Raw genomic sequence first — 24,830 nt, 5'->3', positions numbered from 1 at the left:
GGCCCTCTAGTTGATGAACCGCAGGTCGGGGATCCAGTCGGCCGCGACCGCCATGACGTAGAAGTCGGTCAGCGCCAGGGTGCCGAGCGTGATCCAGGCGAGCTGCATGTGCCTGACGTTGAGCCAGGACACGAACGTCCAGGCCCGGTAGCGCAGCGGGTGCTTGGAGAAGTGCTTGAGCCGGCCGCCGATGATGTGCCGGCAGGAGTGGCAGGAGATGGTGTACGCCCAGAGCATCACCACGTTGCCGATCAGGATGAGGTTGCCCAGCCCGAATCCGAAGCCCTTCGGCGAGTGGAAGGCGAGGACCGCGTCCCAGGAGTTGATCAGCGAGATGATCACGGCGGCGTAGAAGAAGTAGCGGTGCAGGTTCTGCCCCAGCAGCGGGAAGCGGGTCTCACCGCTGTAGGTCTGGTGCCCGTCCGGGACCGCGCAGGCCGGCGGCGAGAGCCAGAACGACCGGTAGTACGCCTTGCGGTAGTAGTAGCAGGTCAGCCGGAACAGCAGCAGGAAGGGCAGGGTGAACGCGGCCTCGGGGATGATCCACCAGTCGGGGAGGATCCGTCCGAAGTGCGCGGCGCCCTCGACGCACCGGTCCGTGATGCACGGGGAGTAGAACGGGGTCAGGTAGTGGAAGTCCTCGACCCAGTACCAGTTGTGCAAGTAGACCCGGACCGTCGCGTACGCGACCCAGGCGGTGAGCCCGACGACGGTGATCAGTGGGGCGAACCACCAGCGGTCGGTGCGCAACGTCTTCGCCGCGATGGCGGCGCGCGCCCGCGCTCCCCGCGGCCTCGTTGCCGTTGATGTCATTCGAGTCGTCTCCTCGACGGGGCCCGCACCCGCGCGGGCGGAACTTCCTCCGGTCGGCACGCGGACCGTTGAAACCGCACCCGCTTGCCACGTCATGCGCACACCAACGACCACGCCGGCGCGCCGGCGCAGCTAAGTGACACACGTTACGCCGATCTTCGCTTGCCGTCCGTCCAAGACGGCGTCCCGTGTGTCCGGCCGGCCCAGGAGCCCCGGAACGATGATCGATGTGACGATGTTAAGTAGGTCGCTGTCCCGTCGTGACGCCGGGGTGGCCGAGCAGCACCAGGACCTCCCGGGCGAGTGCCGCCGTCGGGTCAGCCGGAGGCGCCACCGGTGAAGTTCCACTCGGCCAGCCGCAGGGGTGGGGCCTCCCACCAGACACCGTCCAGCCGGTCCGGTTGGCGGACCGGACGCCGGCCGAGGCCGAGCACCCGACCGGGCCCCAAGGCGCGGGGGTAGGACTCGGTGAACCGGAAGTCACGGACCGGCGAGGTGACCTCCCCGTCCTCGATCAGCCAGACCCCGTTCCGCGTCAACCCGGTCACCACCAGGCTCTTCGGGTCGAGCACCCGGGTGTACCACAGGTCGCTGACCAGCAATCCGCGCGCGACCTGTGCGACCAGGGCGGCGGTGTCCCGGTCGGCGACCGCGCCCGCGGCCGGATCCCCCGGGATGCCGTCCGTGTCCCCGCCCGTCCCGTCGCTGCCGAGCAGCCGCAGGTTACGCGGGATCGGTCCGAAGCTCGCGCCGCCCGTGATCCCGTGCCCAGTGGACTGCGTCCCCGCGTCCGCGGCCGTCCGCCGGTCGTGTACGACGGCGGCGGTGGTGCCGGCCTCGACCAGCGCCAACCGCCGGCGGGGCGTGCCCTCGACGTCGAACGGCAGGTCGACCGCGGCGAGCGGATCGTCGACCACGGTGACGGCGGGGTCGAACTGCGCGGTGCCCGGGTCGGCGAAGGACTGCCGCTCGGCGTGCCGCTTGCCGTTGAAGCCGTACCAGGACAGGTTCTGGAGCAGGTCCGCCACCGCCGCCGGCTCGAACACCACCTCGTAGCGTCCCGGCGGCAACTCGACGGGAGCGACGGCCGCGCGAGCCTTGGCCGCCGCCCGCGCGCCCAGCGCGGCGCCGTCGATGTCGGCGAGCCGGTCGGCGCAGAGCCGAGCGACCCCGTCCGCGCCTCCGGCCCGGGCGATGCCGTCCATGGCCGCCTCGACCGCGTGGCCGTACGCCGACTGCCCCGCGCTGTTCGCGAATCCCGACGACCGGTGGGTGGTACGGCAGTAGCCGGCCGCCTCCAGTCCGCCGGCCGCCTCGACGAAGGCGCGGACCCGCTCGGCCCGCGCGTCCGGGTCGGCGTACGCGGTGGCCTCGTCGACCGGCCCGCTCGCTGCTGTCGGAGTGGGTGGGGTGAGTCCGGGCCAGGCCGGGTCGGGCGGACAGAGCCGGGCGGCGGCCAGGGTCCGCTCGACCAGCGCGCGAAGCCCCTCCAGGCTCACCTCGCTGCCGCTGCCCGCGGCGGTACGCCCGTCGACGTGCACCCGCAGTCGGACGCCGACACCCGACTCGGCGACGTTCTGGTGGATGAAGGAGTTGGCAAACCTGGTCAACGCCAGATCGGCGCGGGTGACCACCGCCTCGGCCTGCGCGTCCGGACCACCGGCGCGGCGGACCAGTTCGACGACCTGGCCGGCGAGTTCCAACTCGGTCATGCCCGTACCCCCACGCGGACGTTGCGGAACCGGGCCGGCGCGGCCGGATGCCCGGTGTGCCCGGTCTGGCCCGGCTGGCCCTTGCCGCAGTTCGGCGTACCCCAGGCGACGGTCTCCGAGGAGAGCATGTCCATCGACCGCCAGAAGAGCGGGCCGATGCCGGTGTAGGTCGGGTTGCGCAGCATCCGGCCGCGCCGGCCCCGCTTCACCTCCCAGCCGACCTCGCAGCCGAACTGGAAGTTGAGCCGCTTGTCGTCGATCGACCAGGACCGGTTGATGTCCATCAGCACCCCGTGGTCGGTGGCCGCGATGATCTCTTCCAAGGTGTGTGGGCCGGGTTCGAGTCCGACGTTCGTCATCCGCACCATCGGCAGCCGGGCCCAGCCGTCGGACCGTACGCTCCCGCCGTAGTCCAGGCCCGCGACGGCGGCCGAGTCCCGGCCGGCGAGTACGCCCACCCAGCGACCCTCGCGAACGGCGTCCCGCTTCACCGCGGGGGAGCCCTCGTCGTCGAAGCCGAAGCTGCCGAGCGCGCCCGGGATGGTCGGATCGATGGTGACGTTCATCAGCTCGGAGCCGTAGCGCAACGAGCCGAGCTGGGCGAGGTCCAGCCAGGACGTGCCGGCGAAGGCGGCCTCCCAGCCGAGGATCCGGTCCAGCTCGATGGCGTGCCCGACCGACTCGTGGATCTGCAGGGCCAGCTGTTCGCCGCCGAGGATCAGGTCGGTCTCGCCCGCCGGGCACGGCGGAGCGGTGAGCAGTTCGCGGGACTCCTCGGCGATCCGGGCGGCGTGTGCGGCCAGGTCCAACGACTCGACCAGTTCCCAGCCGGTGGTGCCGTACTGGCCCCGGTAGCTGGGGTACGAACGGCGTTGGGTCTCGCCGTCGCCGATCGAGGTGGCCGAGATGCCGCCGCCGCACTCGCGGATGCGCTGGTCGATCCGGTGCCCCTCGCTGGAGACGAACCACTTGGTCGTGTCCCAGATCTGGTAGAGCCCCTCGGCCAGGTCGGCGCCGTGCTCCCGGATGGCCCTGGTCGACCGCACCAACAGGTCCCCCTTGTCGGAGAGCGGCACGCCGAGCGGGTCGATGTGGCACTCCGAGGCCCAGGTCGCGGTCACCGGCTCGGTGGGTACCAGGTCGATGGGCGGGCCGGGCACGCGCGCGCTGGCGGCGGCGATCCGCGCGGCACGCCGACCGGCATCGCGGGCCGCGGCGTCGGAGAGATCGGGTACGGCATAGAAGCCCCAGCTCGACCCGACCAGGGCTCGTACACCGAGGCCGATGCTCTCGTGCTGGGTCAGCTCCTCGATCTCGCCGTTGCGTGCGGACATCGACTCGTAGCTCCGCTGCATCACGCGGGCGTCGGCGTACCGGGCTCCGGCGTCCACAGCGGCCTGCACGGCGGCGCTCGCCGCGTCGAACTCGGTCACGACCGCACTTCGATCTGTTGATCGCTCATGCCGGCACTCCGCTGCGCTGCGTGCCGGCATGAGGCACTTTCGCCCTGTGCTGATGATTCGCTCGCTGGCGCTCGCTCATGCGACCGACCCTAGGCCTGTGGCCCGACCTGCGTCAGGGCAGCAGCTCTTCGGGCCGGATAGTGGCCCGCACCGGCTCGGTCAGCTCCAGTGTCTCGCCGCGCTTGGCCGCCGAGTGTTCGACGTAGTGGCGGCCGCGGCGCCGATGGAGGCGCAGGGCACCGGCCGCCTGATCGACAAGCAGGTACCAATCGATGCCGGCAGCCGCGTAGTAGTGCATCTTGAGCACCTTGTCGGTGGAGGCATTGCCAGGTGAGACGATCTCACAGATCAAACGGACGCTCGTCGCCTCGACGTACGGGTCGTCGAGGTTCACCGGCGAGGTGATCACGAGGTCGGGAATCGGGATGCGGCCTGGCCGGAGCCGGACGTTCACCGCTTCGAGCAGCTCGAGTCCCACGGCTTCGGCCGCTGCTTCGAGGATGTTCCCGAGTTTGCGGGAGGTGCGTTGGTGTCGTGGGGTTGGTGCTGGGGTCACGTGAAGGCTCCCGTCGAAGAGTTCGACGCGCTGGGACGTCTCGCCGAGGGAGAGGTACTCCTCTTCGGTCCACGGGCCTTCGTGGTCGAACACCGCCACGGTCATGGTCACCTCCACCTCGTGTCGGCGGGAATGCTTGCCTGACTGCCGCTGTCATCGTCGCACCCGACGTGCGTCGACGTGGCGAGGCGGAGCAGCGGACTTCGTGAATGTGCTGGTGAGGGCTGTTCACGGACGTTGCCGAGTCGTTACGCTGACGGCCGCTGACAGCCGCCGGACTTGTAGCTTATTTTCACCCTCAGGGATTATCTGTAAGTTCTCTTCGTCACTGAGGGAGGCGGTCGTGGACAGGCCGAAGTCGGTGCCGTCCGGGCAACCGGGCGACCGCCCCAGCGTGCCCGAGCAGCGTTCCACCAGCGGGCCGTACCTGCGGGTGGACGATCTGCGGGTTCGTTTCGACACCGAGGACGGCGTGGTCCGTGCGGTCGACGGGGTGTCCTTCACGGTCGAGCGCGGCCGGACACTCGGCATCGTCGGCGAATCCGGATCGGGCAAGAGCGTCACCTCGCTGGCCATCCTCGGCCTGCACAACGCCAAGCGGACGACGATCACCGGCGAGATCTCGGTCGGCGGCCGCCAACTGGTCGGCCTGCCGGAGGAGGAGGTACGCCGGCTGCGCGGCCGGGACATGGCGATGATCTTCCAGGATCCGCTGTCGGCGCTGCACCCGTACTACACGGTGGGGCGGCAGATCGCCGAGGCGTACCGGGTGCACCACCCGGGCGCGGGCAGGCGGGAGGCCCGGCAGCGGGCGGTCGACATGCTCGGGCGGGTCGGCATCCCGCAACCGGCGCGTCGATTCGACCAGTACCCGCATGAGTTCTCGGGCGGCATGCGCCAACGGGCGATGATCGCGATGGCGCTGGTAAACGATCCCGACCTGGTCATCGCCGACGAGCCGACCACCGCGCTGGACGTCACCGTGCAGGCGCAGATCCTGGACCTGCTCGCCGACCTCCAGGCGGAGTTCCACTCGGCGATCATCATGATCACGCACGACCTCGGTGTGGTCAGCCAGGTGGCTGACGACGTACTCGTCATGTACGGCGGCCGCGCCGTCGAGCGGGGCAGCGTCGAGCAGGTGCTGCGCCGGCCGCAGCACCCGTACACCTGGGGACTGCTCTCCAGCGTGCCGTCCCTGCACGGCGACGCGGACGAGGACCTGGTGCCGATCCGGGGCAACCCGCCGAGCCTGATCAACCTGCCCTCGGGCTGCTCCTTCCACCCGCGCTGCCGGTACGCCGACCGCAACGGCGACCGGTCCCGTACCGAAGTGCCGCAGCTGCGCCCGGCCGGTGGGGAGGGCCACCTGGTCGCCTGCCACCTGTCCACCGAGGAGCGGACCCGGCTCTACCGCGAGGACATCGCACATGTGGGGGTCGCTCGGTGAGCGCGAGGAACGCAGCGCAGCGGAGTACCGCAGTCGCGAACGAAGGCAGGCTCCGATGAGTGAGGTGAGTGTGGCGCCGTCAGCGGCCGAGCCGCTGCTGCGGGTGCGTGGGCTGGCGAAGCACTTCCCGGTACGTACCGGCTTCCGCGGCCAGAGCCTGGTGCGCGCGGTCGACGGGCTGGACTTCGACGTGCGGCCGGGCGAGACGCTCGGCCTGGTCGGTGAGTCCGGCTGCGGCAAGACCACCACCGGGCGGATGCTGGTCCGGCTGCTGGAGCCGACCGCCGGCACGATCGAGTTCGAGGGGCGGGACATCACGCACGCCGGCCGGCGGCAGCTGCGTCCGCTGCGCCAGGACCTGCAGATAATCTTCCAGGACCCGTACGCCTCGCTGAATCCCCGGCACACGGTGGGCCGGATCATCGCGATGCCGTTGCAGGTCAACGGCATCGAACCGCCCGGCGGCGTCAAGGCCAGGGTGCAGGAACTGCTGGAGATCGTCGGGCTGAACCCGGAGCACTACAACCGGTACCCGCACGAGTTCTCCGGCGGGCAGCGGCAGCGGATCGGCATCGCCCGGGCGCTGGCGCTGAGGCCGAAGCTCATCGTCGCCGACGAACCGGTCTCCGCCCTGGACGTCTCGATCCAGGCGCAGGTCGTCAACCTGCTCCGCCAGTTGCAGCGCGACCTGGAGCTGGCGTTCGTGTTCATCGCGCACGACCTGGCCGTGGTGCGGCACTTCTGCCAGCGGGTGGCCGTGATGTATCTCGGCAAGATCGTGGAGATCGGTGACCGGGTCGACATCTACGAGCGACCGCAGCACCCGTACACCCGGGCGTTGCTGTCGGCCATTCCGGATGTCACGAAGCTCGGCCCCGGCGGCCGGATCCGGCTAACCGGCGACGTGCCGACCCCGCTCGACCCGCCGTCCGGCTGCCGGTTCCGCACCCGCTGCTGGAAGGCGCAGGAAATCTGCGCGACCGAGGAGCCGGCGCTGGTGTCCCGGGGTGGCGGGCAGGCCATCGCCTGCCACTTCCCGGAGTCCGGACCGGTGGCGGGGGAGAGCGGCGGTACGGCCGGCGTCACCGTCGAGGAGGTGTCGAAGTGAGCCTGTCCCCGGTGGAGGGTGTCGCGCTCGCCGAGATCGAGTCCGGCGGCCCGGAGGTGCCGGAACGCAAGGACGTCGTCGGCCGATCACCGGGCCGGCTCGCCTGGATCCGGCTGCGTCGCGACCGTACGGCGATGGTCAGCGGCGGGATGCTGTTGTTCTTCATGCTGCTGGCGCTCGCCGCCCCGCTGATCGAGATGCTCTACGGCATCGGCCCGAAGGAACAGTTCCAGAGTCTGCTGGACGGCTTCGGAATGCCGTTGGGCTACTCCGGCGGCGTCTCGGGCGACCACTGGTTCGGCCTGGAGCCGGGGCTCGGCCGGGACATCTTCATCCGGCTGATCTACGGACTGCGTACCTCGCTGTTCATCGCGTTCGCGGCGGCGGTCATCACCGCGACGCTCGGCGTCGTGCTCGGTACGCTCGCCGGCTACCTCGGCGGCTGGCTGGACGCGGTGATCAACTGGATCACCGACCTGACGCTGGCCATGCCGTTCCTGGTCATCGCGCTGGCCCTGACGCCGACGCTGGTGCTGCGCTTCTACGGCGAGCGGGAGGCCGTCTCGCCGGCCTTCGGGGTGGCGGTGCTGATCGGCGTCTTCGCGATCTTCGGCTGGACGAGCACCGCCAGGCTGGTCCGCGGTCAGGTGATCGCGCTGCGCGAGCGGGAGTTCGTCGAGGCGGCCCGGGCCAGTGGCGCCGGACTGGGGCACATGGTCTTCCGGCAACTGCTGCCGAACATCTGGGCCCCGATCCTGGTTTCGTTCTCCCTGGCCGTGCCGCAGTTCATCACCAGCGAGGCCGCGCTCTCCTTCATCGGCGTGGGGTTGAGCGACGAGACCCCGAGCTTCGGCCGGATGATCTACCGCAGCCTGGACTACCTCCAGACCGACCCGGCGTACGTCTTCTTCCCCGGCATCACGATTTTCGCGCTCGTGTTCGCCTTCAACCTCTTCGGCGACGCGCTGCGCGACGCGCTCGACCCGAAGTCGTCCCGGTAGAGGTGTCGAGATGAGCACGACGAGTGCGGCGGAGCGGGGCCCGGTGGCCGCGAACGGAGGAGAGCTCTGATGACGCGATTCCTGGTCAAGCGGCTCTTCTCCGCGGTCCTGACCCTCTTCGCGGTGAGCGTGCTGACCTTCCTGATGTTCTTCGCGCTGCCCCGGGACCCGGTCACCGGCATGTGTCCGAAGAACTGCAACCCGGAGCGGCTGGAGCGGGTCCGTGACGAGTTGGGCCTGAACGATCCGCTGATCACGCAGTACGCCGGCTACATGAAGGGCATCGTCACCGGCCGGGACCTGGGCAGCGCCCAGGGTGGCCACTGCGACGCGCCCTGCCTGGGCTGGTCGTACGTCACCAACGAGGCGGTCTCGGACACCATCGCGCGGGTGTTGCCGGTGACGCTCAGCATCGTGATCCCGGCGGCGGTCCTCTGGTTGCTGCTCGGGGTGGGGCTCGGCATGGTCTCGGCACTGCGTCGCGGCACCTGGTTGGACCGGCTCGCCATCGGCTTCTCGCTCACCGGCGCGTCGTTGCAGCTCTACTTCGTCGGCGCGGTACTGCTGCTGGTGTTCGTCTACAACCTGCGGCTGCTGCCGGTGCCCAGCTACACGTCGATCCTCGACAACCCGGTGAAGTGGGCGAGTGGGCTGGTGCTGGCGTGGGTCTCACTGGCCTTCCTCTTCTCCGCCATCTACGCGCGGCTCTCCCGGGCGCAGATGCTGGAGACGCTCTCGGAGGACTTCGTCCGTACCGCACGGGCGAAGGGTCTGGCCAAGCCCAAGGTGTACGGACGGCACGCGCTTCGCGCGGCGATCACGCCGGTGGTGACGATCGCCGGGCTCGACGTCGGTGGCGCGCTCGGTGGCACGGTGATCACCGAGACGACGTTCGGCATCCAGGGCCTGGGCCGGACGGCCGTCGACGCGGTGCGGGCCGGTGACCTGCCCACCATCATGGCCACCGTACTGATCGCCGCGGTCTTCGTGGTGCTCGCGAACGTGCTGGTCGACCTGTTGTACGCGGCCATCGATCCGCGGGTGCGGCTGCGCTGACGCCGGGCGGCCCCGGCGGCGGCGCGGCCGGGGCGGGGCCGCCGGGTGATGATGAAAGTTATCGAGAACTGTTACACAACTCGTAGGTTTTCTTCTTTACGATCCTCGGGACGTCGGCGGTTCCACCTCCGGCGGACCGCAGGTCAGATGGGTGGAGGAGGTAGGAGATGCGACCACGCGTGGTGGCCGCCGCAGGCGGCGCGATCGCACTGGTTGTGGCGTTGGGTGCCTGCTCGAAGAACACGGGCGAAGGCACCACCGTGGACACCGGCCGTACGCAGACCGGGGTGATCGCGACCGACCCGAAGGACTCGCAGGGCCCGGCCGCGGAGGTGGCGGGGGCGAGCAAGGGCGGCACCTTCACCATCATCCGGGAGACCCCCATCTCCCACCTGGACCCGCAGCGGACGTACTCGTTCGCCGGGCTGATGGCGAGCCCGCTCTTCGCGCGTTACCTCACCACCTGGAAGGACGACGGCAAGGGCGGCCTGGTCCTCGTCGGTGACCTCGCCGAGACCCCCGGCAGCGACGTCAACAAGGACTGCAAGGTCTGGGAATTCAAGATCAAGGACGGGGTCAAGTTCGAGGACGGTAGCCCGATCACCTCGAAGGAGATCGCCTACGGCATCGCCCGCTCCTTCGACCCGGACCTCACCGGCGGCCCGACCTACATCCAGGAGTGGCTGGCCGACACCCCGCAGTTCGACACCAAGTGGGACTTCAAGAAGAACAAGGGCTCGCTGCCGCCCGGCCTGACCACGCCGGACGAGAAGACGCTGCGCTTCGAGTTCTCCAAGCCCCGCTGTGACCTGCCGTTCGCGGTCTCGTTGCCGACCACCGCGCCGCTGCCGCCCGCGAAGGACACCGGCGTCAACCTCGACAACAAGCCGTTCTCGTCCGGGCCGTACAAGATCGCCGACAACCAGGTCGGCGTCAAGCTGACCCTCGATCGGAACCCGAACTGGGACGCCAAGACCGACCCGGTCCGGCACCAGTACCCGGACCAGTTCGTCTGGACCTTCGGCCCGACCCCGGACGCTGCCAGCAACCGGGTGATCGCCGACAACGGGCCCGACCAGAGCGCGCTCGCCTTCAACACCGTGCCGGCCTCGCTGGTCGCCAAGGTGGCCGGGGACGCCGCCCTGAAGTCCCGCACGATCCTCTCGCCGACGCCGAGCGCCAACCAGCTCGTCATCAACAACCAACGGGTCAAGGACCTGAAGATCCGCCAGGCGCTCAACTACGCGATCGACCGTGAGGGTCTGATCAAGGCGATGGGTGGGCCGACCGTCGCCGCGCCGCTCACCACGCTGATGCCGCCGTCGACCATCGGCTACAAGGCGTACGACGCGTACCCGGCCGGGGCCAGCGGCAACCTGGACAAGGTCAAGGAGCTGCTCGGCGGTCAGACCCCGGAGCTGGTCCTCGGCGTCTCCGACGGCGCGACCGAGCAAATTCAGGGCACCCAGCTCAAGGCCAACCTGGAGCGGGCCGGCTTCAAGATCACGCTGCGGAACATCCCGGACGACGCGAAGCTCGACGAGATCAAGAAGAAGGACAACCCCTGGGACCTGTACATCGGTAACTGGGCGGCGGACTGGCCGAGCGGCGCGTCGATCCTGCCGGTGCTCTACGACGGGCGCACCATCAAGCCCGAGGGCAACAGCAACCAGTCGTACTTCAACGACCCGGCGATCAACGCCGAGATGGACCGGATCCTGGCCATGTCCCCCGCCGAGCAGGGCCCGGAGTGGGCCAAGCTCGACGAGCGGATCATGAAGGAGTACGCCCCGGTCGTGCCGCTCTTCGTCGACGTGGCCTACAACGTGCACGGCTCCAAGGCCGGCGGCGTCTTCATCTCCAGCGTCTTCGGCTACCCCGCGTTCGTGAACGCGTACGTCAAGCAGTAGTCCCGCCGCACGAAACGGGCCCCCGGACGACAGCGTCGTCGGCCGGGGGCCTCTTGCTCACTCGGCGTCGACCGGTCGGGTTCCTGGTTCGTCAGCTCGGGGTGGTTGAGGATGGGGAGCGGCAGGACACCTAGGCGAATTCCAGCTTGATACCTCTGAGTCATAAATATGCCTCAGAGGTATCGAGCTCTCGGTCGCTGTCGCCCCGGACCTCGGTCGAGCTGGTCGCGGTCGGCCTGGTCGCGTCCTAGCCCAGGTGCGTGCGGACGAAGTCCAGCTCCAGCCGGAGCAGGCGCTCCGCGGTGCCGCCCGCGGCCATGTGCGTCGCGCCGGTCAGCGGCAGCACCGAGTGCGGCCGGCCGGAGGAGAGCAGCGCGGCCGACAGCCGCAGGGTGTGCGCGGCGACCACATTGTCGTCGGCCATGCCGTGTACCAGCAGCAGCGGGCGAGCCTCCTCCGGACCGGTCACCGGCTCGGTGGCCAACTCGACCAGCGAATGGTGCGCGTAGACGTCCACACCCTCGTCCGGCATCCCGAGGTAGCGCTCGGTGTAGGCGGTGTCGTAGAGACTCCAGTCGGACACCGGAGCGCCGGCGATGCCGCAGCGGAACAACTCCGGATGGCGCAGCACCGCCAGCCCGGCCAGCCAGCCGCCGAACGACCAGCCCCGCACCGCCACCCGGCTCAGATCCAGATCCGGGTGCTTGTCGGCGAGCGCGGTGAGCGCCTCCACCTGGTCGAGCAGGACAACGTCGGCCACCCGCCGGTGGATCGCCTTCTCGAACGACGGCGCCACCCCCGGCGTACCACGGTTGTCCACGACCACCACCGCGAACCCGGCATCGGCCCACCACTGCCGCTCCAGCCAGGGTGCCCGCGCCGCGACCACCTCCTGGTGGCCCGGGCCGCCGTAGACGTCCAGCAGCACGGGCAACCGGCGGCCGGTCACGTAGCTGTTCGGGTAGAGCACCGCGCTGGGCAATCGCCGGTCGGTCACCCGCTCCAGCAGCGGCAGCGGCGAGTACGGCGCGACGGCGGCGCGCGACTCCAGCACCGCCACCTCCTCGGCCCCGCGCCAGACCGTCCATCGCGTTCCCGCATGGTCGAGCGAGGCGACGCCCACCACGAGCACGTCCCCGCCGACGGCGGCGGTGTGCCAGCCCGAGTCGGAGGTCAACCGCCGGGCGTCGACCCCGCCGCCGATCGTCGTGCGTACCCGGAACAGGTGCCGTTCGCTCGGCTCACCGTCACTCGCCTCGACCAGCAGATCGGGTGCGCCCGCGCCGACGGTGGGCAGCCGTCCCACCACCCGCCGCACGTACAGCGAGGGCGGGGTGAGCAGCGTGCCGTCGGCGAACAGACAGCGCGCGTCGTACCCGTCGTGCGCCAGTTCGCCGCCGACCAGCACCCGGCCGTCGGGCAGGTGGGCGGGGGTGCCGGCGATCGGCTCGACCCAGCGCGGATCGGCCAGCTCGGCGTGCACCTGGGTCTCACCCGTGCGTGGATCCACCGCGAGCACGAGGCCGTGCTGCTGCGAACGACGCAGCACGGTGATCAGCGGGCCGCCGTCGTTCCAGCTCACCGCGGTCAGGTAGGGATAGGTCTCCCGGTCCCAGTGCACGTCGACCCAGCCGCCGTCGAGGTCGAGCAGGTGCAGGCTGACCTCGGCGTTCGGTCCCCCGGCCCGGGGGTACGCGACGGTCGTCGGCGGGGTGGCCGGGTCGGCCGGATCGTGCAGGTGCCACCGGTCGAGCCGGGACTCGTCGACCCGGGCCGCAAGCACCGAACGGCCGTCCGGCGCCCACCAGTAGCCGCGGAAGCGGTCGAACTCCTCGGCCGCGATGTGCTCGGCCAGGCCCCAGGTGACGCCGGAGTCCTCGCCGGCGAGCATCGTGTCGGTGCCGTCGGCGTCGACGACCCGCAGCTCGCCCCGGCGAACCCCGTCCGTCGCGTCGGTGACGTAGGCGAGCCGCTCGCCGGTCGGATCCGGACGGGGATCGAGCACCGGTCCGACGGCGGCCACCTCGACGACGTCGCCGTGCACCAGGTCGGCGCGGAACAGCCGGCCGGCGATCGCGAAGACCGCCACCCGGCCGGCGGCGTCGAGGGCATACGAGCCGATGCCGTCGGCACTGAGCCGGAGTCGTTCGCGCAGCGCGCGCTCGCCGGGGGAGAGTTCGGTGGGACCGGTGTCCGCGCCGAGCAGCACCGCCGGATCGGCGACCAGCCGTTCCTCGCCCGTGGCGACGTCCAGGAGCCAGAGCGCGTCGGCCGGGTCCTCGGGGCCGGCCGAGCGCAGGAAGATCACCCGGGATCCGTCGTCGGCCACGGAGACGGCGCGCGGCGCGCCGTGGCTGAACCGGCGGGTACGGGCGGCCAGCTCCGGATAGTCCACGGCCAGATCGTAAGTCGGCTCCCGGGGTGATGTGGCCGACCTGCGCGGACGCGTTGGCGCCGGCCGGACGGAACCGCCGGTTAGAGTGACGGGCGTGACGACCCTGCCCGACCGCCGCCTGCTGCTGGTCCACGCGCACCCCGACGACGAGACCATCGGCACCGGCTCGACGATGGCCCACTACGCCGCCACCGGCGCGCACGTGACGCTGGTGACCTGCACGCTCGGCGAGGAGGGCGAGATCCACGTGCCGGCGCTGGCGCAGCTCGCCGCCGACCAGGCCGACCAGCTCGGCGGCTACCGGATCGCCGAGTTGAACGCCGCCTGCGCGGCGCTGGGTGTCACCGACCACCGCTTCCTCGGCGGCGCGGGCCGCTACCGCGACTCCGGGATGATGGGGCTGGCCACCAACGAGCACCGCCGGGCCTTCTGGCAGGCCGACCTGGACGAGGCCGCCGGACACCTGGTCGAGGTCATGCGCGAGATCCGGCCCCAGGTCATGATCACGTACGACGAGAACGGCTTCTACGGGCACCCGGACCACATCCAGGCGAACCGGGTGGCGATGCGCGCGGTCGAGTTGGCCGAGGCCGAGGGTGTCGCCCCGGCCAAGGTCTACTGGACGGCCATGCCGCTCAGCGTGCTCAAGGCCGGCATGAACCAGTTCGTCGAGTCGTCCGACAACCCGTTCGCCGGTATCGACGACGTCTCGGAGCTGCCGTTCGGCACTCCCGACGAGCAGATCGCGGCCCGGATCGACGCCACCGAGCGGCATGCCGCGAAGCAGGCCGCGATGCGCGCCCACGCCACCCAGATCCCGGCCACCTCGTGGCTCTACACGATCGCCGGCAGCATCGGCGGCGAGTTCATGGGCGTCGAGTACTACACCCTCGCGAAGGGGGAGAAGGGGCCGGGCAGCGGCCCGTACGGCTGGGAGGACGACCTCTTCGCCGGCCTCGCCGACGACCGCCCGGACCGGGCCCCGGCAGCGGCGGCCGGTCTGCGGTGACACTCCCCGCCGCCCCGATGTCGGTCGCCCCGGAAGAGACCAGCCCGCCGCCGGCGGGGCCGCCGCCGCGCCTGCTCGATCTCGGTCTCAAGGTGGCCGGTGGTCTCGTTGCGGTGGTGGCCGGAGCGGTGACCGGGGTGGTGGAGCTGCTGCTCGCCACGCTCCGGGTGGCCGGCCAGCTCGTCGGCCTGTCGGTGCTGGTGGCGGTCGGCGCGAACATCGTGCTCGGCTGGTTCGCCCACCAGGCCGTCGGGCGCCGTTGGTCGGTGGCGCTGCCGGCGGTGCCGTGGTTCCTGCTGATGGTCGTCGCGGCGGTCCGGACGTCCGAGGGGGACCTGCTCCTCGCCGGTGACAACTGGGTCGGCCTCGTCATGATCGTGGCCGGCGCGATGACGTTCGCCGTGATGGGTTTCCGCCAGATCCTCGCACCGCCTCCGTCGCCACGCGGGTGATGACGAGACACAGGTTCGAGTGGTAGATATTCCTGCCAGGAAACCGTTCGAGGGAACGGTGTGGCGGGAGGCCGTGCGATGGACAAGCGTTGGCGCGACATCGGGGTGCTCGCCGGGGTGCTCTTCGCGATCAACGTGGTCGCCCGGCTGATCATCCACTTCGGGTTCGACGGCGAGGACGCCGTCGCCGACCGGGTGTCGCTCGGCATGTTCGTGCTGATCGGGGTGATCCTCGCCGTGGTCGCCTTCCTCTGGGCGCGGCGTCGACCGCTGGGCGAGTGGGCGGCCGACGCGGCGGGCGCGGTGCTGGTCGCGATGGTGCTGACCGTGCTGGTCGGCCCGCTGCTGGTCGGCGACAGCCCGTTCGCCGGCGGCGCGGGCACGTTCTTCGCCCAGATCTGGCTCTACCTCGGGGCCACGCTGGCGGGGACGCTGGTCGGCTACCTGGTCGCCACCGCGCTCGGCCTCGATCACCGGTCGCAGAGCCTCAAGCGGTACACCGAGCTGAAGGCCGCCAAGCCCCCGAAGGTCGTCCGGCGCTGACCGGGTCCGGTCGGTCGAGCTGACCCGGCCCGGTCGGGGTCGGGTCGCGCTCCCCGGACGGGTCAGTGCGGTGCGACGCGGGTCAGGTACGTGTGATGGGTGGTGAAGCCGAGCCGCTGGTAGAGGGCCACCGCCGCGGTGTTGCGCTGTTCGACCTGGAGGAAGGCGTGCGTGGCACCGGCCTCCGCACCCCACTGGGCGAGTGCGCGGACGATCCGGCCGGCCAGCCCTTGCCGGCGGGCCGCCGGCAGCACCTCGATGAGGGTCAGCCCCAGCCAGCGTCCCCGCCCGGTCACCGTGCCCCGGCCGATTCCGACCAGGGTGCCGTCGGCGTACGCGTGTGCGAAGCGGACCTGGTCCACGGCGGTCAGCACGTGGCGGGCGGCCTCCGGCAGGCCGGCCTTGCGGTCGCCCACGACAGCCAGCCACTCCGGCGTGGGGGCGGGCATCAGCCGGACCACCGCCAGCTCGCCGGGTCCCTTCCGCGCCGCCGGGTCCGCCGGGCCACCATCCGGCTCGGGCACCCGCTCGCCGTGCGGTGGCGCGGCCTGAGCCGGCGTGGCGGGCAGCCGCGTGGCGGCGCCGTCGGGCGCGGGCGGTTCCCGCCGAACAGCGCCGGTGGCCGGCGGGGCGGCGTGCGGCAGCGGCAGCGGTGCGGTCTGCACCAGCACCGGTGGGCGGCTGCTCCAACCCCGGGCGTCCAGTTCGGCGCCGACCGGCGCGGCGAGCGGCAACGGGGTGTTCACCATCGAGGGAAGCCCGCGTTCGGCGTACCACCGCTCGACCGCGTCCAGGGCGGCCGGCAGCGGCCGGTCCGGGTCGCCGACCGGCAGCGCCGAGTTGGCCCGGCCGGTCCAGCCGTCTGCGGCACGCAGCAGCCAGCCGCCCAGCGGTTCGTGTGTCGGGGCCGGCCAGGCCTCGTCGGCGGCCAGTTCCAGGTCGACCACGGCCGCCGCGGTGGGACGGCGGGCCGGCGGCACCCGTTTGGCGCGGTGCACCTGGGCCCGGGGCACCCGCAGCGGGCCCTGGGCGGTGGCCAACGTGAGATGGGTCTCGTCCAGCTCGACCAGCTCGCCGAGGGCGTCGGAGAAGAGCGGTCGGCCTTCGCGAATGCCTACAATCCGTCGAATCACGATCCGGTGTCCCACATCCTGCTGACCCAGCACGATCGACCCCCTCCCCGGCGAGATACTAGGCTCTTACCGTCGCGGGAGATCGCGGCGCGTCTTGCGGAGGAGAAGACCGGTGACCTACATCATCGCCGAGCCGTGCGTGGATGTGCTCGACAAGGCATGCATCGAGGAGTGCCCGGTCGACTGCATTTACGAGGGCAACCGGATGCTCTACATCCACCCCGACGAGTGCGTCGACTGTGGTGCCTGTGAGCCCGTGTGCCCCGTCGAGGCGATCTTCTACGAGGACGACGTCCCGGAGCAGTGGAAGGACTACACCGGCGCCAACTACGAGTTCTTCGAGGACCTCGGCTCGCCCGGTGGCGCCTCGAAGATCGGCAAGGTGGAGAAGGACGCGGCGTTCGTCGCCGCGCAGCCGCCCCGCGGCGAGGGACACTGAACCGCCCCGCGCCGGTCTCGGCGCGCCTGCCGGAGTTCCCCTGGGACACCCTGGACGCGTCGGCCACCGTGGCCGCAGCGCACCCCGACGGTCTGATCAACCTCTCCGTCGGCACGCCTGTCGACCCGGTGCCCCAGGTGATCCGGCAGGCGCTGGCTGACGCGTCCGACGCCCCCGGCTACCCGCTGACCGCCGGCACCCCCGCACTGCGGGCGGCGATCAGCGCCTGGGTGGCCCGCGCCTGCGGCGCCGGGGTGGACGGTCTGGGCGTGCTGCCGAGCATCGGCTCCAAGGAGCTCGTCGCCTGGCTGCCGACCCTGCTCGGGATCGGGCCCGGTGACGTGGTCGTGGTGCCGTCGGTGAGCTACCCGACGTACGAGGTGGGTGTCCGGCTCGCTGGCGCCACGGCGGTACGCAGCGACTCGCTGACGTCGGTCGGCCCGAACTCGCGGGTCCGGCTGGTCTGGGTCAACTCCCCGGGAAACCCGACCGGCAAGGTGCTGCCCGCCCGCCACCTGCGCAAGGTGGTCGACTGGGCACGTGAGCGGGGCGCGGTCGTCGCCAGTGACGAGTGCTACCTGCCGCTGGGCTGGTCGGCCGAGCCGGTCTCGGTGCTGTCGCCCGAGGTCTGTGGCGGCTCGTACGACGGCGTGCTGGCGGTGCACTCGCTCTCCAAGCGCTCGAACCTGGCCGGCTACCGGGCCGGTTTCGTGGCCGGGGATCCGGCGCTGGTGGCCGAGCTGCTCGCGGTGCGCAAGCACGCCGGCATGATCGTGCCCGCACCCGTGCAGGCGGCGATGGTGGCGGCCCTGCAGGACGAGCAGCACGCCGAGGAGCAGCGGGAGCGCTACCGGGCGCGGCGCGAGACGCTGCGCCAGGCGTTCGACGCGGCGGGCTTCACCATCGAGCACTCGGAGGCGGGCCTCTACCTCTGGGCGACCCGCGGTGAGGACTGCTGGGAGACCGTCGACTGGCTGGCCCGCCGGGGCATTCTCGTCGCTCCGGGCGCCTTCTACGGCCCGGCCGGTGAGCAGCACGTCCGGATCGCGCTGACCGAGTCCGACGAGCGCGTCGCAGCGGTGGCCGGCCGGCTCGCCGAGCGCTGAGGTCGTGCCGCCGTCCGTGGCGGCACGGCCGGAACGCCGAGGGACGTGATGGTGGACAGATCAGTCGGGCCGAGGATCGCGGTGGTGGGCACCGGCCTCATCGGCGGTTCCATCCTGCTCCGGCTGCGGGAGACGTACCCGGACGTCACCGGTTGGGACCCGGATCCGGCGACCCGTGCGCTGGGCCGCGACCAGGGCGTTCGTTTCCCCGACGAGTTGGCGGACGCGGTCCGGGACCGGGACGTCGTGTTCCTCGCCGGGCCGCTCTCGAGCCTGCCGGAGACCCTGCTCACCGTGGCTCGGCGGACCGGTGACCACTGTGTGATCACCGATGTCGGCAGTACCAAGGGTGCGGTGGCCCGCTTCGCCGTCGAGCACGGTCTGGCCGGCCGGTTCGTGCCCGGCCATCCCATGGCGGGCACCGAGCGCTCCGGGCTGACGGCGGCCGCGCCCGAACTGTTCGACGGTGCGGCCTGGGTCCTCTGCCCGGCACCCGAGGGGATCGGGCCCTTCCGGCTGCTGACCGGCCTCCTCGTCACGGTGTTCTCGGCCCGCGTGGTGCCGATGGCGCCGACGGTGCACGACTCGGTGGTCGCCCTCTCGTCCCACGTCCCCCACCTGCTGGCGGGCAGCCTCGCCGCAGCGGCGGCCGACGTGGACGTCCGGGACGCCGTGCTCGGCCTGGCCGCCGGGAGTTTCCGGGACGGCACCCGGGTGGTGGGTACGCCCGCGGAGCGCATCGCGGACATGCTCTTCCAGAACCGGGACCAGGTGCTCCGCCAGCTGGACCAGGTCCGCGCGGTGCTCGACGGGCTGGTCGACGCGATCCGCCGGGACGACCAGGACGCGCTGGTCGAGCGCTACCGGCAGGCACAGGAGCTGCGCCACGCGCTGTTCGCCCGGACGCTGGACGAGTGCCGGAGTGAGTTCCCGGCCGGCGGGGACCACGCCACCGAGCTGGCGTACCTGCTGGAGCTGGGTTCCGCCGGCGGTTACCTGACCGGCTGCGAGACCGGTGCGGACGTGGTGACGTACCTCGGGCGCCGGCCGCCGGCGTGAGCGTGGGCTGAGCACTGACCCGACGCTCGGACGCGGCCACGACTAGGGTGAGGGCATGGTGGACGGGCCGGTGGTGACGGTACGCGGGGAGGCGTACCGGGAGGTGGCGCCGGAGCTGGCCGCCTTCACGGTCACCGTGACGGCCCGCGACCGGGATCGTGAGACCACCCTGACCAGGCTGGCCGAGCGGGCCGCCGCCGTCCGGGTGCTGCTGGACGGCGAGGACACGGCGATCGACCGCAGGGACACCGGTGACCTGCGGGTGCGCCCGGAGACCCGGCGCACCACCGAGCGGGTGGTCGCCTGGCACGGCGCGGTCACCACCACCGTCACGGTCAGCGACTTCACCGCCCTCGGTGAGCTCATGCTCCGCCTTGCCGAGCAGGATCAGGTGGAGGTCGCCGGGCCCTGGTGGTCGCTGCGCCCGGACAGCCCGGCGTACCGGCAGGTGCGGCGCGCCGCGATCGCCGACGCGCTGGCCCGGGGCCGGGAGTACGCCGAGGCGCTGGGTGCACGCGTCACCGCGCTGATCGAGCTCGCGGACACCGGCGTCGAGCGGCCGATGATGGCCCGGATGGCGTACGCCGGCGGCGCCGAGGCGGGCGGGCGGCCGGAGCTCGACCTCGATCCGCAGCCGCAGAGCGTGCAGGCCGCCGTGCAGGCGCGGTTCGCGATCACCGAGGCGGTCCTGAGCTGATGGCGCAGGCACGCGTGCTCCCGGTCGAGGAGTTGATCGAGCGGGCGCGCTCGCTGGCCGAGGACGGTCCCCGCCAGCTGCTCGGCATCGCGGGCGCCCCGGGGGCGGGCAAGTCCACCCTCGCCGAACGGATCGTCGCCGGGGTCGGGCCGGCTGCCCGGCTGGTGCCGATGGACGGTTTCCACCTCGCCCAGTCGGAACTGGTGCGGCTCGGCCGTGCCGACCGCAAGGGCGCGGCCGACACCTTCGACGCCAACGGGTACGTCTCCCTGCTGCGTCGGCTGCACCGGCTCGAACCGACCTCCGTCTACGCGCCCGCGTTCCGCCGTGACCTGGAGGAGCCGATCGCCGGAGCCATCGAGGTGCCGCCGGCGGTGCGCCTGGTGGTGACCGAGGGCAACTACCTGTTGCTGCGGCAGAGCCCCTGGGACGAGGTGCGTTCTCTGCTGCATGAGGCCTGGTTCCTCGACCTGGACGCCGGGCTGCGGCTGCGCCGGCTCACCGCCCGGCACGTCGCGTACGGACGGTCCGAGGCGGAGGCGCGGGCGTGGGCGATGGGCAGTGACGAGCGGAACGCGGCGCTGGTGACCGGCACCGCCGACCGGGCGGACCTGGTGGTTCGGTTGACCGAGGCGCCTCCGGGGTGACCGCACCCCAGGGCTGATCGGGTCATTCGACGGGGCGTACGGGGCGAGCGGGGTTGCCGAGCGCGACGACGTTCGGTGGTAGGTCGCGGGTCACCACGGCACCGGCGCCGACTACCGTGTTCGCCCCGACGTTCACCCCGGCGAGCACGATGACGCCCCCGCCGAGCCAGACGTTGTCGCCGAGTGTGATCGGCGTGGCCGACTCCCACTTCGCCCGGCGTGGCTCCGGCTCGACGGGGTGTGTCGGGGTGAGCAGTTGGACGTTCGGTCCGATCTGGACGTCGGCGCCGATGGAGATCGGCGCGACGTCGAGGAAGACCGCGTTGAAGTTGACGAAGCAGCGCGGCCCGATCCGGATCCGTGAGCCGTAGTCGCAGTAGAACGGTGGCCGGATCCAGGTGTCGTCGCCCACCGCGCCGAGCAGGTCCCGCAGGGCCGCGAGCCGGGTCCGGGGGTCGTCGGCCGGGCTGGTGTTGAAGCGTTCCATAAGCCGCGCGGCGCGGGCCAGGTCGGCGGCGATCTCCGGGTCGCCGGCCTGGTACAGCTCGCCGGCGAGCATGCGCCGCTTCATGGAGGTCACCGGCAGATCATCCCGATCTTTCACACCTACTGCCGGTAAGTCAGTCAAATTCCTGACTCTTTGCTGCATACGGGGTATACAACGCTGGTCGGCGTCGATGTCTCCATCTGGTGCGACGCCCCAGCAGGGAGGATCCGTTGCACCGAACACGGAAGTTGACCGGAGCAGCTCTGACCCAGCACATCATCCAGGCGTACCGCTTGAGGTGAGGGGTGGGCTCCTCCGGGCCGGCGGGCGACCGCGGGCCCGGAGGAGTCACCGCGTCAGTCGTTGGCGTGCAGCGCGGCGTTCAGCTCGATACCCCGGCCGGTGCGCGGCTTGGCCTCCAGCGCGCCGGTGACCGAGTTGCGCCAGAAGAGCAGGCCGTCCACGCCGGAGAGGTCACGGGCCTTGACCACCCGGCCGTCCGGCAGGGTGATCTTCGAGGCGGCGGTGATGTAGCAGCCGGCCTCGACCACGCAGTCGTCGCCGAGGGAGATGCCGACGCCGGCGTTCGCCCCGATCAGGCTCCGCTCACCGATGCGGATCTTCTCGGTGCCGCCACCGGAGAGAGTGCCCATGATCGAGGCGCCGCCACCGATGTCGGAGCCGTCGCCGACCGCCACACCCTGCACGATCCGTCCCTCGACCATCGAGGTGCCGAGCGTGCCGGCGTTGAAGTTCACGAAGCCCTCGTGCATCACGGTGGTGCCGGAGGCCAGGTGCGCGCCGAGGCGGACCCGGTCGGCGTCGGCGATCCGCACTCCGGAGGGCACCACGTAGTCGGTCATCCGGGGGAACTTGTCCACCCCGTACACGGCCAGGTAACGGCCGGCGGCCCGCTCGATCACCCGCAGTTCGTCGACCCGCTCCGGCGGGCACGGCCCGGCCGAGGTCCAGGCCACGTTCGCCAACTTGCCGAAGATGCCGTCGAGGTTGAGTCCGTTCGGCCGCACCAGGCGGTGGGAGAGCAGGTGCAACCGGAGGTACGCGTCCGGCGCGTCCTTGATCGGATCGTCCAGCGAGCCGATGACGGTGATCACCTGGACGGTACGCAGGCCGGGCAGGGTCCGCTCGCCGACCGACGACGGCGGCAGGTCGAGCACGTCCGCCTTCTCCTCGCCGGCCACCAGCGGAAGCTCGCCGAGCCCCAGCTTGCCGGTCGGGTACCAGGTGTCGAGCACCTGCTCGTCGGCGGTGACCGTGGCCAGGCCGATGCCCCAGGCGGATTGCGCGGACGTCACTGATTCACCTCTCGTTCGCGGTCGCGGGGACGCAAGCTCGCTCGGCACCCCCACCGGCTCTGACGGTACCGTGCGAACCATGGAGAACCCGTTGACCCCCGAGGTCCTCGCCGATCCGGTGGCGCTGACCCGCGCCCTCGTCGACATCGAGTCCGTCTCCCTCAACGAGAAGGCGATCGCGGACTGCGTCGAGGAGGTGCTCCGGGGTGTGCCGCACCTGACCACTTACCGGTACGGCAACACGGTGATGGCGCGGACCGAGCTGAACCGTGCCCAGCGGGTGGTGCTGGCCGGGCACCTGGACACGGTGCCGCTGAACAACAACTTCCCCTCCACCATGCGTGGCGATCTGATGTACGGCTGCGGCACCTCGGACATGAAGTCGGGTGTGGCGTACGCCCTGCACCTGGCGGTGACCCTGCCCGACCCGCGCTACGACGTCACGTACTTCTTCTACGAGGCGGAGGAGATCGAGTCGCAGTACAACGGCCTGCGCCTGGTCGGCGAGGCGCACCCCGAATGGCTCCAGGCGGACTTCGCGGTGCTGCTGGAGCCGACGTACGGCATCGTCGAGGCCGGCTGCCAGGGGACCATGCGGGCGATCGTCACCACGCACGGCGAGCGGGCGCACGCGGCCCGGTCCTGGCACGGCGTGAACGCCATCCACGCTGCCGGTGAGGTGTTGCGCCGCCTCACGACGTACGAGGCGCGACGGGTGACCATCGACGGCTGCGACTACCGCGAAGGGCTCAACGCGGTAGGCATCACCGGCGGGGTGGCCGGCAACGTCATTCCCGACCGCTGCGAGATCGAGATCAACTATCGGTACGCCCCGGACCGTGACCCGGCGGCCGCCGAGGCGCACCTGCGGGAGGTCTTCGCCGGCTTCGACCTGGCGGTGACCGACGCGGCGGCCGGCGCCCTGCCCGGGCTGGAGGCGCCCCCGGCGCGGGAGTTCCTGGCGGCGGTCGGCGCGGCACCGATCGGCAAGCTGGGCTGGACGGACGTGGCCCGCTTCGCGGCGCTGGGCATTCCGGCGTTGAACTTCGGCCCCGGCGACCCGAACCTGGCCCATCACAAGGACGAGCACGTCGAGATCAGCAAGATCCGCGACGGAGCGGCCACCCTGCACCGCTGGCTCGCCTCGGTCTGAGCCCGTACACGGGATCAGGAGGCTCGCGGTCGATGGCGCGAGCCTCCTGATCGGTTCCGGCCTGGGCGGGTGGTCAGAGTTGGGCGGTGAGGGACGGGTCGGTGGTCTGCCGGACGTCGGCGTCGCCGGTCGGCTCGCCGCCGGCCGGCTCCATCTGGCGGGCGCGGCGGCGCTCGGCCACCACGTCGCGGATCCGCCGCTGCATCTGACGACGGATCCGGATCATCTCGCTGTTGCTGATCACGCTGGCTCCTCCCCCGAAGGCGCGCGCCGGGGCATACCCGGTATGTGAATAGTAAGACGTACGGGCGACGGTTTTAGTTGCCCAAGATCGCGGACTATTTCTCAGCGTTCTCGCCCCGCGCACCCGGCCGAAGCCGCTCCACTACGGTTGCTTGCATGAGTCAGAGCAACGGCCGGGAGGCGGGCCGGCAACCCGGGCGGGAACGACACCGGGGCGCGGTCACCCTGCGACGGCAGGCAATCCCGAGTAGCACCGCCGATCAGCGGTTGCTCGATTCCCGGGGGCGGAGCGACTGGAAGACCAGGGACGCCTGGCGGGCGTTGCGCATCCTCTCGGAGTTCGTGGAGGGCTTCGACACCCTCGCCGACCTTCCCCCGGCGGTCAGCGTCTTCGGCTCCGCCCGCAGCGGCCCGGACAGCCCTGAGTGCCGGCTGGCCGAGGAGCTGGGCGAGGCGCTCGCCCGCGCCGGCTACGCGGTGATCACCGGTGGTGGCCCGGGCGTGATGGAGGCCGCCAACCGGGGCGCCAGCAGGGCCGGTGGCCTCTCGGTCGGGCTCGGCATCGAGCTCCCCTTCGAGCAGGGCATCAACGACTGGGTCGACCTCGCCATCGACTTCCGCTACTTCTTCGCCCGCAAGACCATGTTCGTCAAGTACGCCCACGGGTTCGTCGTGCTCCCCGGCGGGTTCGGCACCATGGACGAGCTGTTCGAGGCGCTCACCCTGGTGCAGACCGGCAAGGTCACCCGGTTCCCGGTGGTGCTGATGGGCACGGAGTACTGGCGCGGACTGATCGACTGGCTCCGCGACACGATGGCGGCCGACGGCAAGATCGGACCGGTCGACCTGGAGCTGATCTGCCTCACCGACTCCGTCGACGCGGCGGTCCGGCACATCGTGGAGGCCGAGGCGGCGCTCTCCGCCGAGCAGGAGGCGGTCCGGGAGGAGGCGGTGGCCCGCGTCGCCGCCGACCAGCTGGACGCGGCCTCGGCCGCCGACCAGCGCGACGCGGCGGTGTCCGCTGACCAGCGGGACGCGGCGCCGGCCGCCGACCGGCTCGACGAGACCCGCGGGGCGGGGGA

23 protein-coding genes and 1 pseudogene are annotated in these 24,830 nt (G+C 71.4%); 15 read left to right on the top strand and 9 right to left on the bottom strand.

Translation table 11 applies throughout. From position 1 onward, the window contains the following. Positions 1-6 precede the first annotated feature (6 nt). The 4 genes from BXA10_RS00270 to BXA10_RS00255 form a co-directional block, all read right to left on the bottom strand. A complete protein-coding gene (locus BXA10_RS00270) occupies positions 7-813 on the bottom strand; it encodes a hypothetical protein (RefSeq protein ID WP_076466526.1) in 807 nt (268 codons plus the stop codon). Between the two features lie 317 nt (positions 814-1,130). Next, positions 1,131-2,525: a TldD/PmbA family protein gene (locus tag BXA10_RS00265; protein WP_076466525.1), complete on the bottom strand. Its 1,395-nt coding sequence runs from the start codon at positions 2,523-2,525 to the stop codon at positions 1,131-1,133. Beyond that, positions 2,522-3,958: a TldD/PmbA family protein gene (locus BXA10_RS00260; protein WP_076466524.1), complete on the bottom strand. Its 1,437-nt coding sequence runs from the start codon at positions 3,956-3,958 to the stop codon at positions 2,522-2,524. The genes BXA10_RS00265 and BXA10_RS00260 overlap by 4 nt, the downstream gene beginning before the upstream one ends. A 142-nt stretch (positions 3,959-4,100) precedes the next feature. Next, positions 4,101-4,649, bottom strand: a complete 549-nt coding sequence (locus tag BXA10_RS00255) for a Uma2 family endonuclease (protein ID WP_076467265.1) — start codon at positions 4,647-4,649, stop codon at positions 4,101-4,103. Between the two features lie 289 nt (positions 4,650-4,938). Here BXA10_RS00255 and BXA10_RS00250 point away from each other — a divergent pair, with 289 nt between their 5' ends. The 5 genes from BXA10_RS00250 to BXA10_RS00230 all read left to right on the top strand — a co-directional run bounded on the left by BXA10_RS00250 (position 4,939) and on the right by BXA10_RS00230 (position 11,069). Beyond that, a complete protein-coding gene (locus tag BXA10_RS00250; RefSeq protein WP_425436015.1) occupies positions 4,939-5,994 on the top strand; it encodes an ABC transporter ATP-binding protein in 1,056 nt (351 codons plus the stop codon). Positions 5,995-6,049: 55 nt separating this feature from the next. Next, positions 6,050-7,102, top strand: a complete 1,053-nt coding sequence (locus tag BXA10_RS00245) for an ABC transporter ATP-binding protein (protein ID WP_076466522.1) — start codon at positions 6,050-6,052, stop codon at positions 7,100-7,102. Continuing rightward, positions 7,099-8,103 carry an ABC transporter permease gene (locus tag BXA10_RS00240; RefSeq protein WP_076466521.1) on the top strand — a complete coding sequence of 335 codons (1,005 nt, stop codon included), beginning with the start codon at positions 7,099-7,101 and terminating at the stop codon, positions 8,101-8,103. The genes BXA10_RS00245 and BXA10_RS00240 overlap by 4 nt, the downstream gene beginning before the upstream one ends. Positions 8,104-8,172: 69 nt before the next feature. Next, positions 8,173-9,159 (top strand): ABC transporter permease, encoded by a 987-nt coding sequence (locus BXA10_RS00235; protein ID WP_076466520.1) that lies wholly within the window; start codon positions 8,173-8,175, stop codon positions 9,157-9,159. 167 nt (positions 9,160-9,326) lie between these two features. Beyond that, positions 9,327-11,069, top strand: a complete 1,743-nt coding sequence (locus tag BXA10_RS00230; protein ID WP_076466519.1) for an ABC transporter substrate-binding protein — start codon at positions 9,327-9,329, stop codon at positions 11,067-11,069. 247 nt (positions 11,070-11,316) lie between these two features. On the opposite strand, the gene BXA10_RS00225 is transcribed toward BXA10_RS00230, so the two are convergent. After that, the gene (locus BXA10_RS00225) at positions 11,317-13,464 is read right to left on the bottom strand and encodes a prolyl oligopeptidase family serine peptidase (RefSeq protein ID WP_076466518.1); all 2,148 of its coding nucleotides are present in this window, start codon (positions 13,462-13,464) and stop codon (positions 11,317-11,319) included. 85 nt (positions 13,465-13,549) lie between these two features. On the opposite strand from BXA10_RS00225, the gene mshB reads away from it, so the two are divergent. The 3 genes from mshB to BXA10_RS00210 all read left to right on the top strand — a co-directional run bounded on the left by mshB (position 13,550) and on the right by BXA10_RS00210 (position 15,468). Then, complete coding sequence (gene mshB / locus BXA10_RS00220; protein WP_076466517.1) at positions 13,550-14,473, top strand: N-acetyl-1-D-myo-inositol-2-amino-2-deoxy-alpha-D-glucopyranoside deacetylase; 924 nt, start codon at positions 13,550-13,552, stop codon at positions 14,471-14,473. Between the two features lie 17 nt (positions 14,474-14,490). Beyond that, complete coding sequence (locus BXA10_RS00215) at positions 14,491-14,925, top strand: hypothetical protein (RefSeq protein ID WP_076466516.1); 435 nt, start codon at positions 14,491-14,493, stop codon at positions 14,923-14,925. 78 nt (positions 14,926-15,003) lie between these two features. After that, positions 15,004-15,468, top strand: a complete 465-nt coding sequence (locus BXA10_RS00210; protein WP_076466515.1) for a hypothetical protein — start codon at positions 15,004-15,006, stop codon at positions 15,466-15,468. A 62-nt stretch (positions 15,469-15,530) separates the two neighbouring features. On the opposite strand, the gene BXA10_RS00205 is transcribed toward BXA10_RS00210, so the two are convergent. Then, positions 15,531-16,634: a GNAT family N-acetyltransferase gene (locus tag BXA10_RS00205; protein ID WP_076466514.1), complete on the bottom strand. Its 1,104-nt coding sequence runs from the start codon at positions 16,632-16,634 to the stop codon at positions 15,531-15,533. Between the two features lie 79 nt (positions 16,635-16,713). On the opposite strand from BXA10_RS00205, the gene fdxA reads away from it, so the two are divergent. From fdxA to BXA10_RS00180, 5 genes are read left to right on the top strand one after another with little or no spacing between them, the layout of a single operon-like run. Beyond that, on the top strand, positions 16,714-17,040 hold the full coding sequence (fdxA, locus tag BXA10_RS31790; protein WP_076466513.1) for a ferredoxin: 327 nt from the start codon (positions 16,714-16,716) through the stop codon (positions 17,038-17,040). Beyond that, complete coding sequence (gene dapC / locus BXA10_RS00195) at positions 17,037-18,146, top strand: succinyldiaminopimelate transaminase (protein ID WP_245828100.1); 1,110 nt, start codon at positions 17,037-17,039, stop codon at positions 18,144-18,146. The genes fdxA and dapC overlap by 4 nt, the downstream gene beginning before the upstream one ends. Before the next feature lie 48 nt (positions 18,147-18,194). Continuing rightward, positions 18,195-19,205 carry a prephenate dehydrogenase gene (locus BXA10_RS00190; protein WP_076466511.1) on the top strand — a complete coding sequence of 337 codons (1,011 nt, stop codon included), beginning with the start codon at positions 18,195-18,197 and terminating at the stop codon, positions 19,203-19,205. A 55-nt stretch (positions 19,206-19,260) separates the two neighbouring features. Continuing rightward, the gene (locus BXA10_RS00185) at positions 19,261-19,902 is read left to right on the top strand and encodes an SIMPL domain-containing protein (protein WP_076466510.1); all 642 of its coding nucleotides are present in this window, start codon (positions 19,261-19,263) and stop codon (positions 19,900-19,902) included. Continuing rightward, a complete protein-coding gene (locus tag BXA10_RS00180) occupies positions 19,902-20,549 on the top strand; it encodes a nucleoside/nucleotide kinase family protein (protein WP_076466509.1) in 648 nt (215 codons plus the stop codon). Before BXA10_RS00185 ends, BXA10_RS00180 begins: the two co-directional genes overlap by 1 nt. Before the next feature lie 22 nt (positions 20,550-20,571). On the opposite strand, the gene BXA10_RS00175 is transcribed toward BXA10_RS00180, so the two are convergent. Both BXA10_RS00175 and dapD read right to left on the bottom strand, forming a co-directional pair. Beyond that, entirely contained in the window at positions 20,572-21,129 is a 558-nt protein-coding gene (locus BXA10_RS00175) for a sugar O-acetyltransferase (protein ID WP_076466508.1), read from the bottom strand. Positions 21,130-21,392: 263 nt separating this feature from the next. Further along, the gene (gene dapD / locus BXA10_RS00170) at positions 21,393-22,352 is read right to left on the bottom strand and encodes a 2,3,4,5-tetrahydropyridine-2,6-dicarboxylate N-succinyltransferase (protein WP_076466507.1); all 960 of its coding nucleotides are present in this window, start codon (positions 22,350-22,352) and stop codon (positions 21,393-21,395) included. Positions 22,353-22,431: 79 nt separating this feature from the next. Between dapD and dapE the strand changes: the two genes are divergently transcribed. Next, positions 22,432-23,505 (top strand): succinyl-diaminopimelate desuccinylase, encoded by a 1,074-nt coding sequence (gene dapE / locus BXA10_RS00165; protein WP_076466506.1) that lies wholly within the window; start codon positions 22,432-22,434, stop codon positions 23,503-23,505. 73 nt (positions 23,506-23,578) lie between these two features. Here dapE and BXA10_RS31295 read toward each other — a convergent pair whose 3' ends face one another. Then, positions 23,579-23,749 carry a hypothetical protein gene (locus BXA10_RS31295; protein WP_175649069.1) on the bottom strand — a complete coding sequence of 57 codons (171 nt, stop codon included), beginning with the start codon at positions 23,747-23,749 and terminating at the stop codon, positions 23,579-23,581. Positions 23,750-23,904: 155 nt separating this feature from the next. On the opposite strand from BXA10_RS31295, the pseudogene BXA10_RS00160 reads away from it, so the two are divergent. Next, positions 23,905-24,735: pseudogene (locus BXA10_RS00160) on the top strand (LOG family protein); the annotation flags it as partial. Positions 24,736-24,830: the final 95 nt, after the last annotated feature.

Origin of the sequence: Micromonospora avicenniae, from assembly GCF_900156065.1 — a bacterium.
Taxonomy (GTDB): domain Bacteria; phylum Actinomycetota; class Actinomycetes; order Mycobacteriales; family Micromonosporaceae; genus Micromonospora; species Micromonospora avicenniae.
Note: the sequence above shows the minus strand (reverse complement) of the source record. Positions and strands in the feature narration are given on the sequence as shown.

What these genes read in the sequence shown, in the direction of transcription:
- BXA10_RS00255 (WP_076467265.1), bottom strand. Translation starts at nt 4,649, where the DNA reads ATGACCGTGGCGGTGTTCGACCACGAAGGCCCGTGGACCGAAGAGGAG.
- BXA10_RS00215 (WP_076466516.1), top strand. Translation starts at nt 14,491, where the DNA reads ATGTCGGTCGCCCCGGAAGAGACCAGCCCGCCGCCGGCGGGGCCGCCG.
- BXA10_RS00230 (WP_076466519.1), top strand. Translation starts at nt 9,327, where the DNA reads ATGCGACCACGCGTGGTGGCCGCCGCAGGCGGCGCGATCGCACTGGTT.
- BXA10_RS00180 (WP_076466509.1), top strand. Translation starts at nt 19,902, where the DNA reads ATGGCGCAGGCACGCGTGCTCCCGGTCGAGGAGTTGATCGAGCGGGCG.
- BXA10_RS00210 (WP_076466515.1), top strand. Translation starts at nt 15,004, where the DNA reads ATGGACAAGCGTTGGCGCGACATCGGGGTGCTCGCCGGGGTGCTCTTC.
- BXA10_RS00185 (WP_076466510.1), top strand. Translation starts at nt 19,261, where the DNA reads ATGGTGGACGGGCCGGTGGTGACGGTACGCGGGGAGGCGTACCGGGAG.
- BXA10_RS00235 (WP_076466520.1), top strand. Translation starts at nt 8,173, where the DNA reads ATGACGCGATTCCTGGTCAAGCGGCTCTTCTCCGCGGTCCTGACCCTC.
- dapE (WP_076466506.1), top strand. Translation starts at nt 22,432, where the DNA reads ATGGAGAACCCGTTGACCCCCGAGGTCCTCGCCGATCCGGTGGCGCTG.
- BXA10_RS00245 (WP_076466522.1), top strand. Translation starts at nt 6,050, where the DNA reads ATGAGTGAGGTGAGTGTGGCGCCGTCAGCGGCCGAGCCGCTGCTGCGG.
- BXA10_RS00265 (WP_076466525.1), bottom strand. Translation starts at nt 2,525, where the DNA reads ATGACCGAGTTGGAACTCGCCGGCCAGGTCGTCGAACTGGTCCGCCGC.
- BXA10_RS00270 (WP_076466526.1), bottom strand. Translation starts at nt 813, where the DNA reads ATGACATCAACGGCAACGAGGCCGCGGGGAGCGCGGGCGCGCGCCGCC.
- BXA10_RS00190 (WP_076466511.1), top strand. Translation starts at nt 18,195, where the DNA reads ATGGTGGACAGATCAGTCGGGCCGAGGATCGCGGTGGTGGGCACCGGC.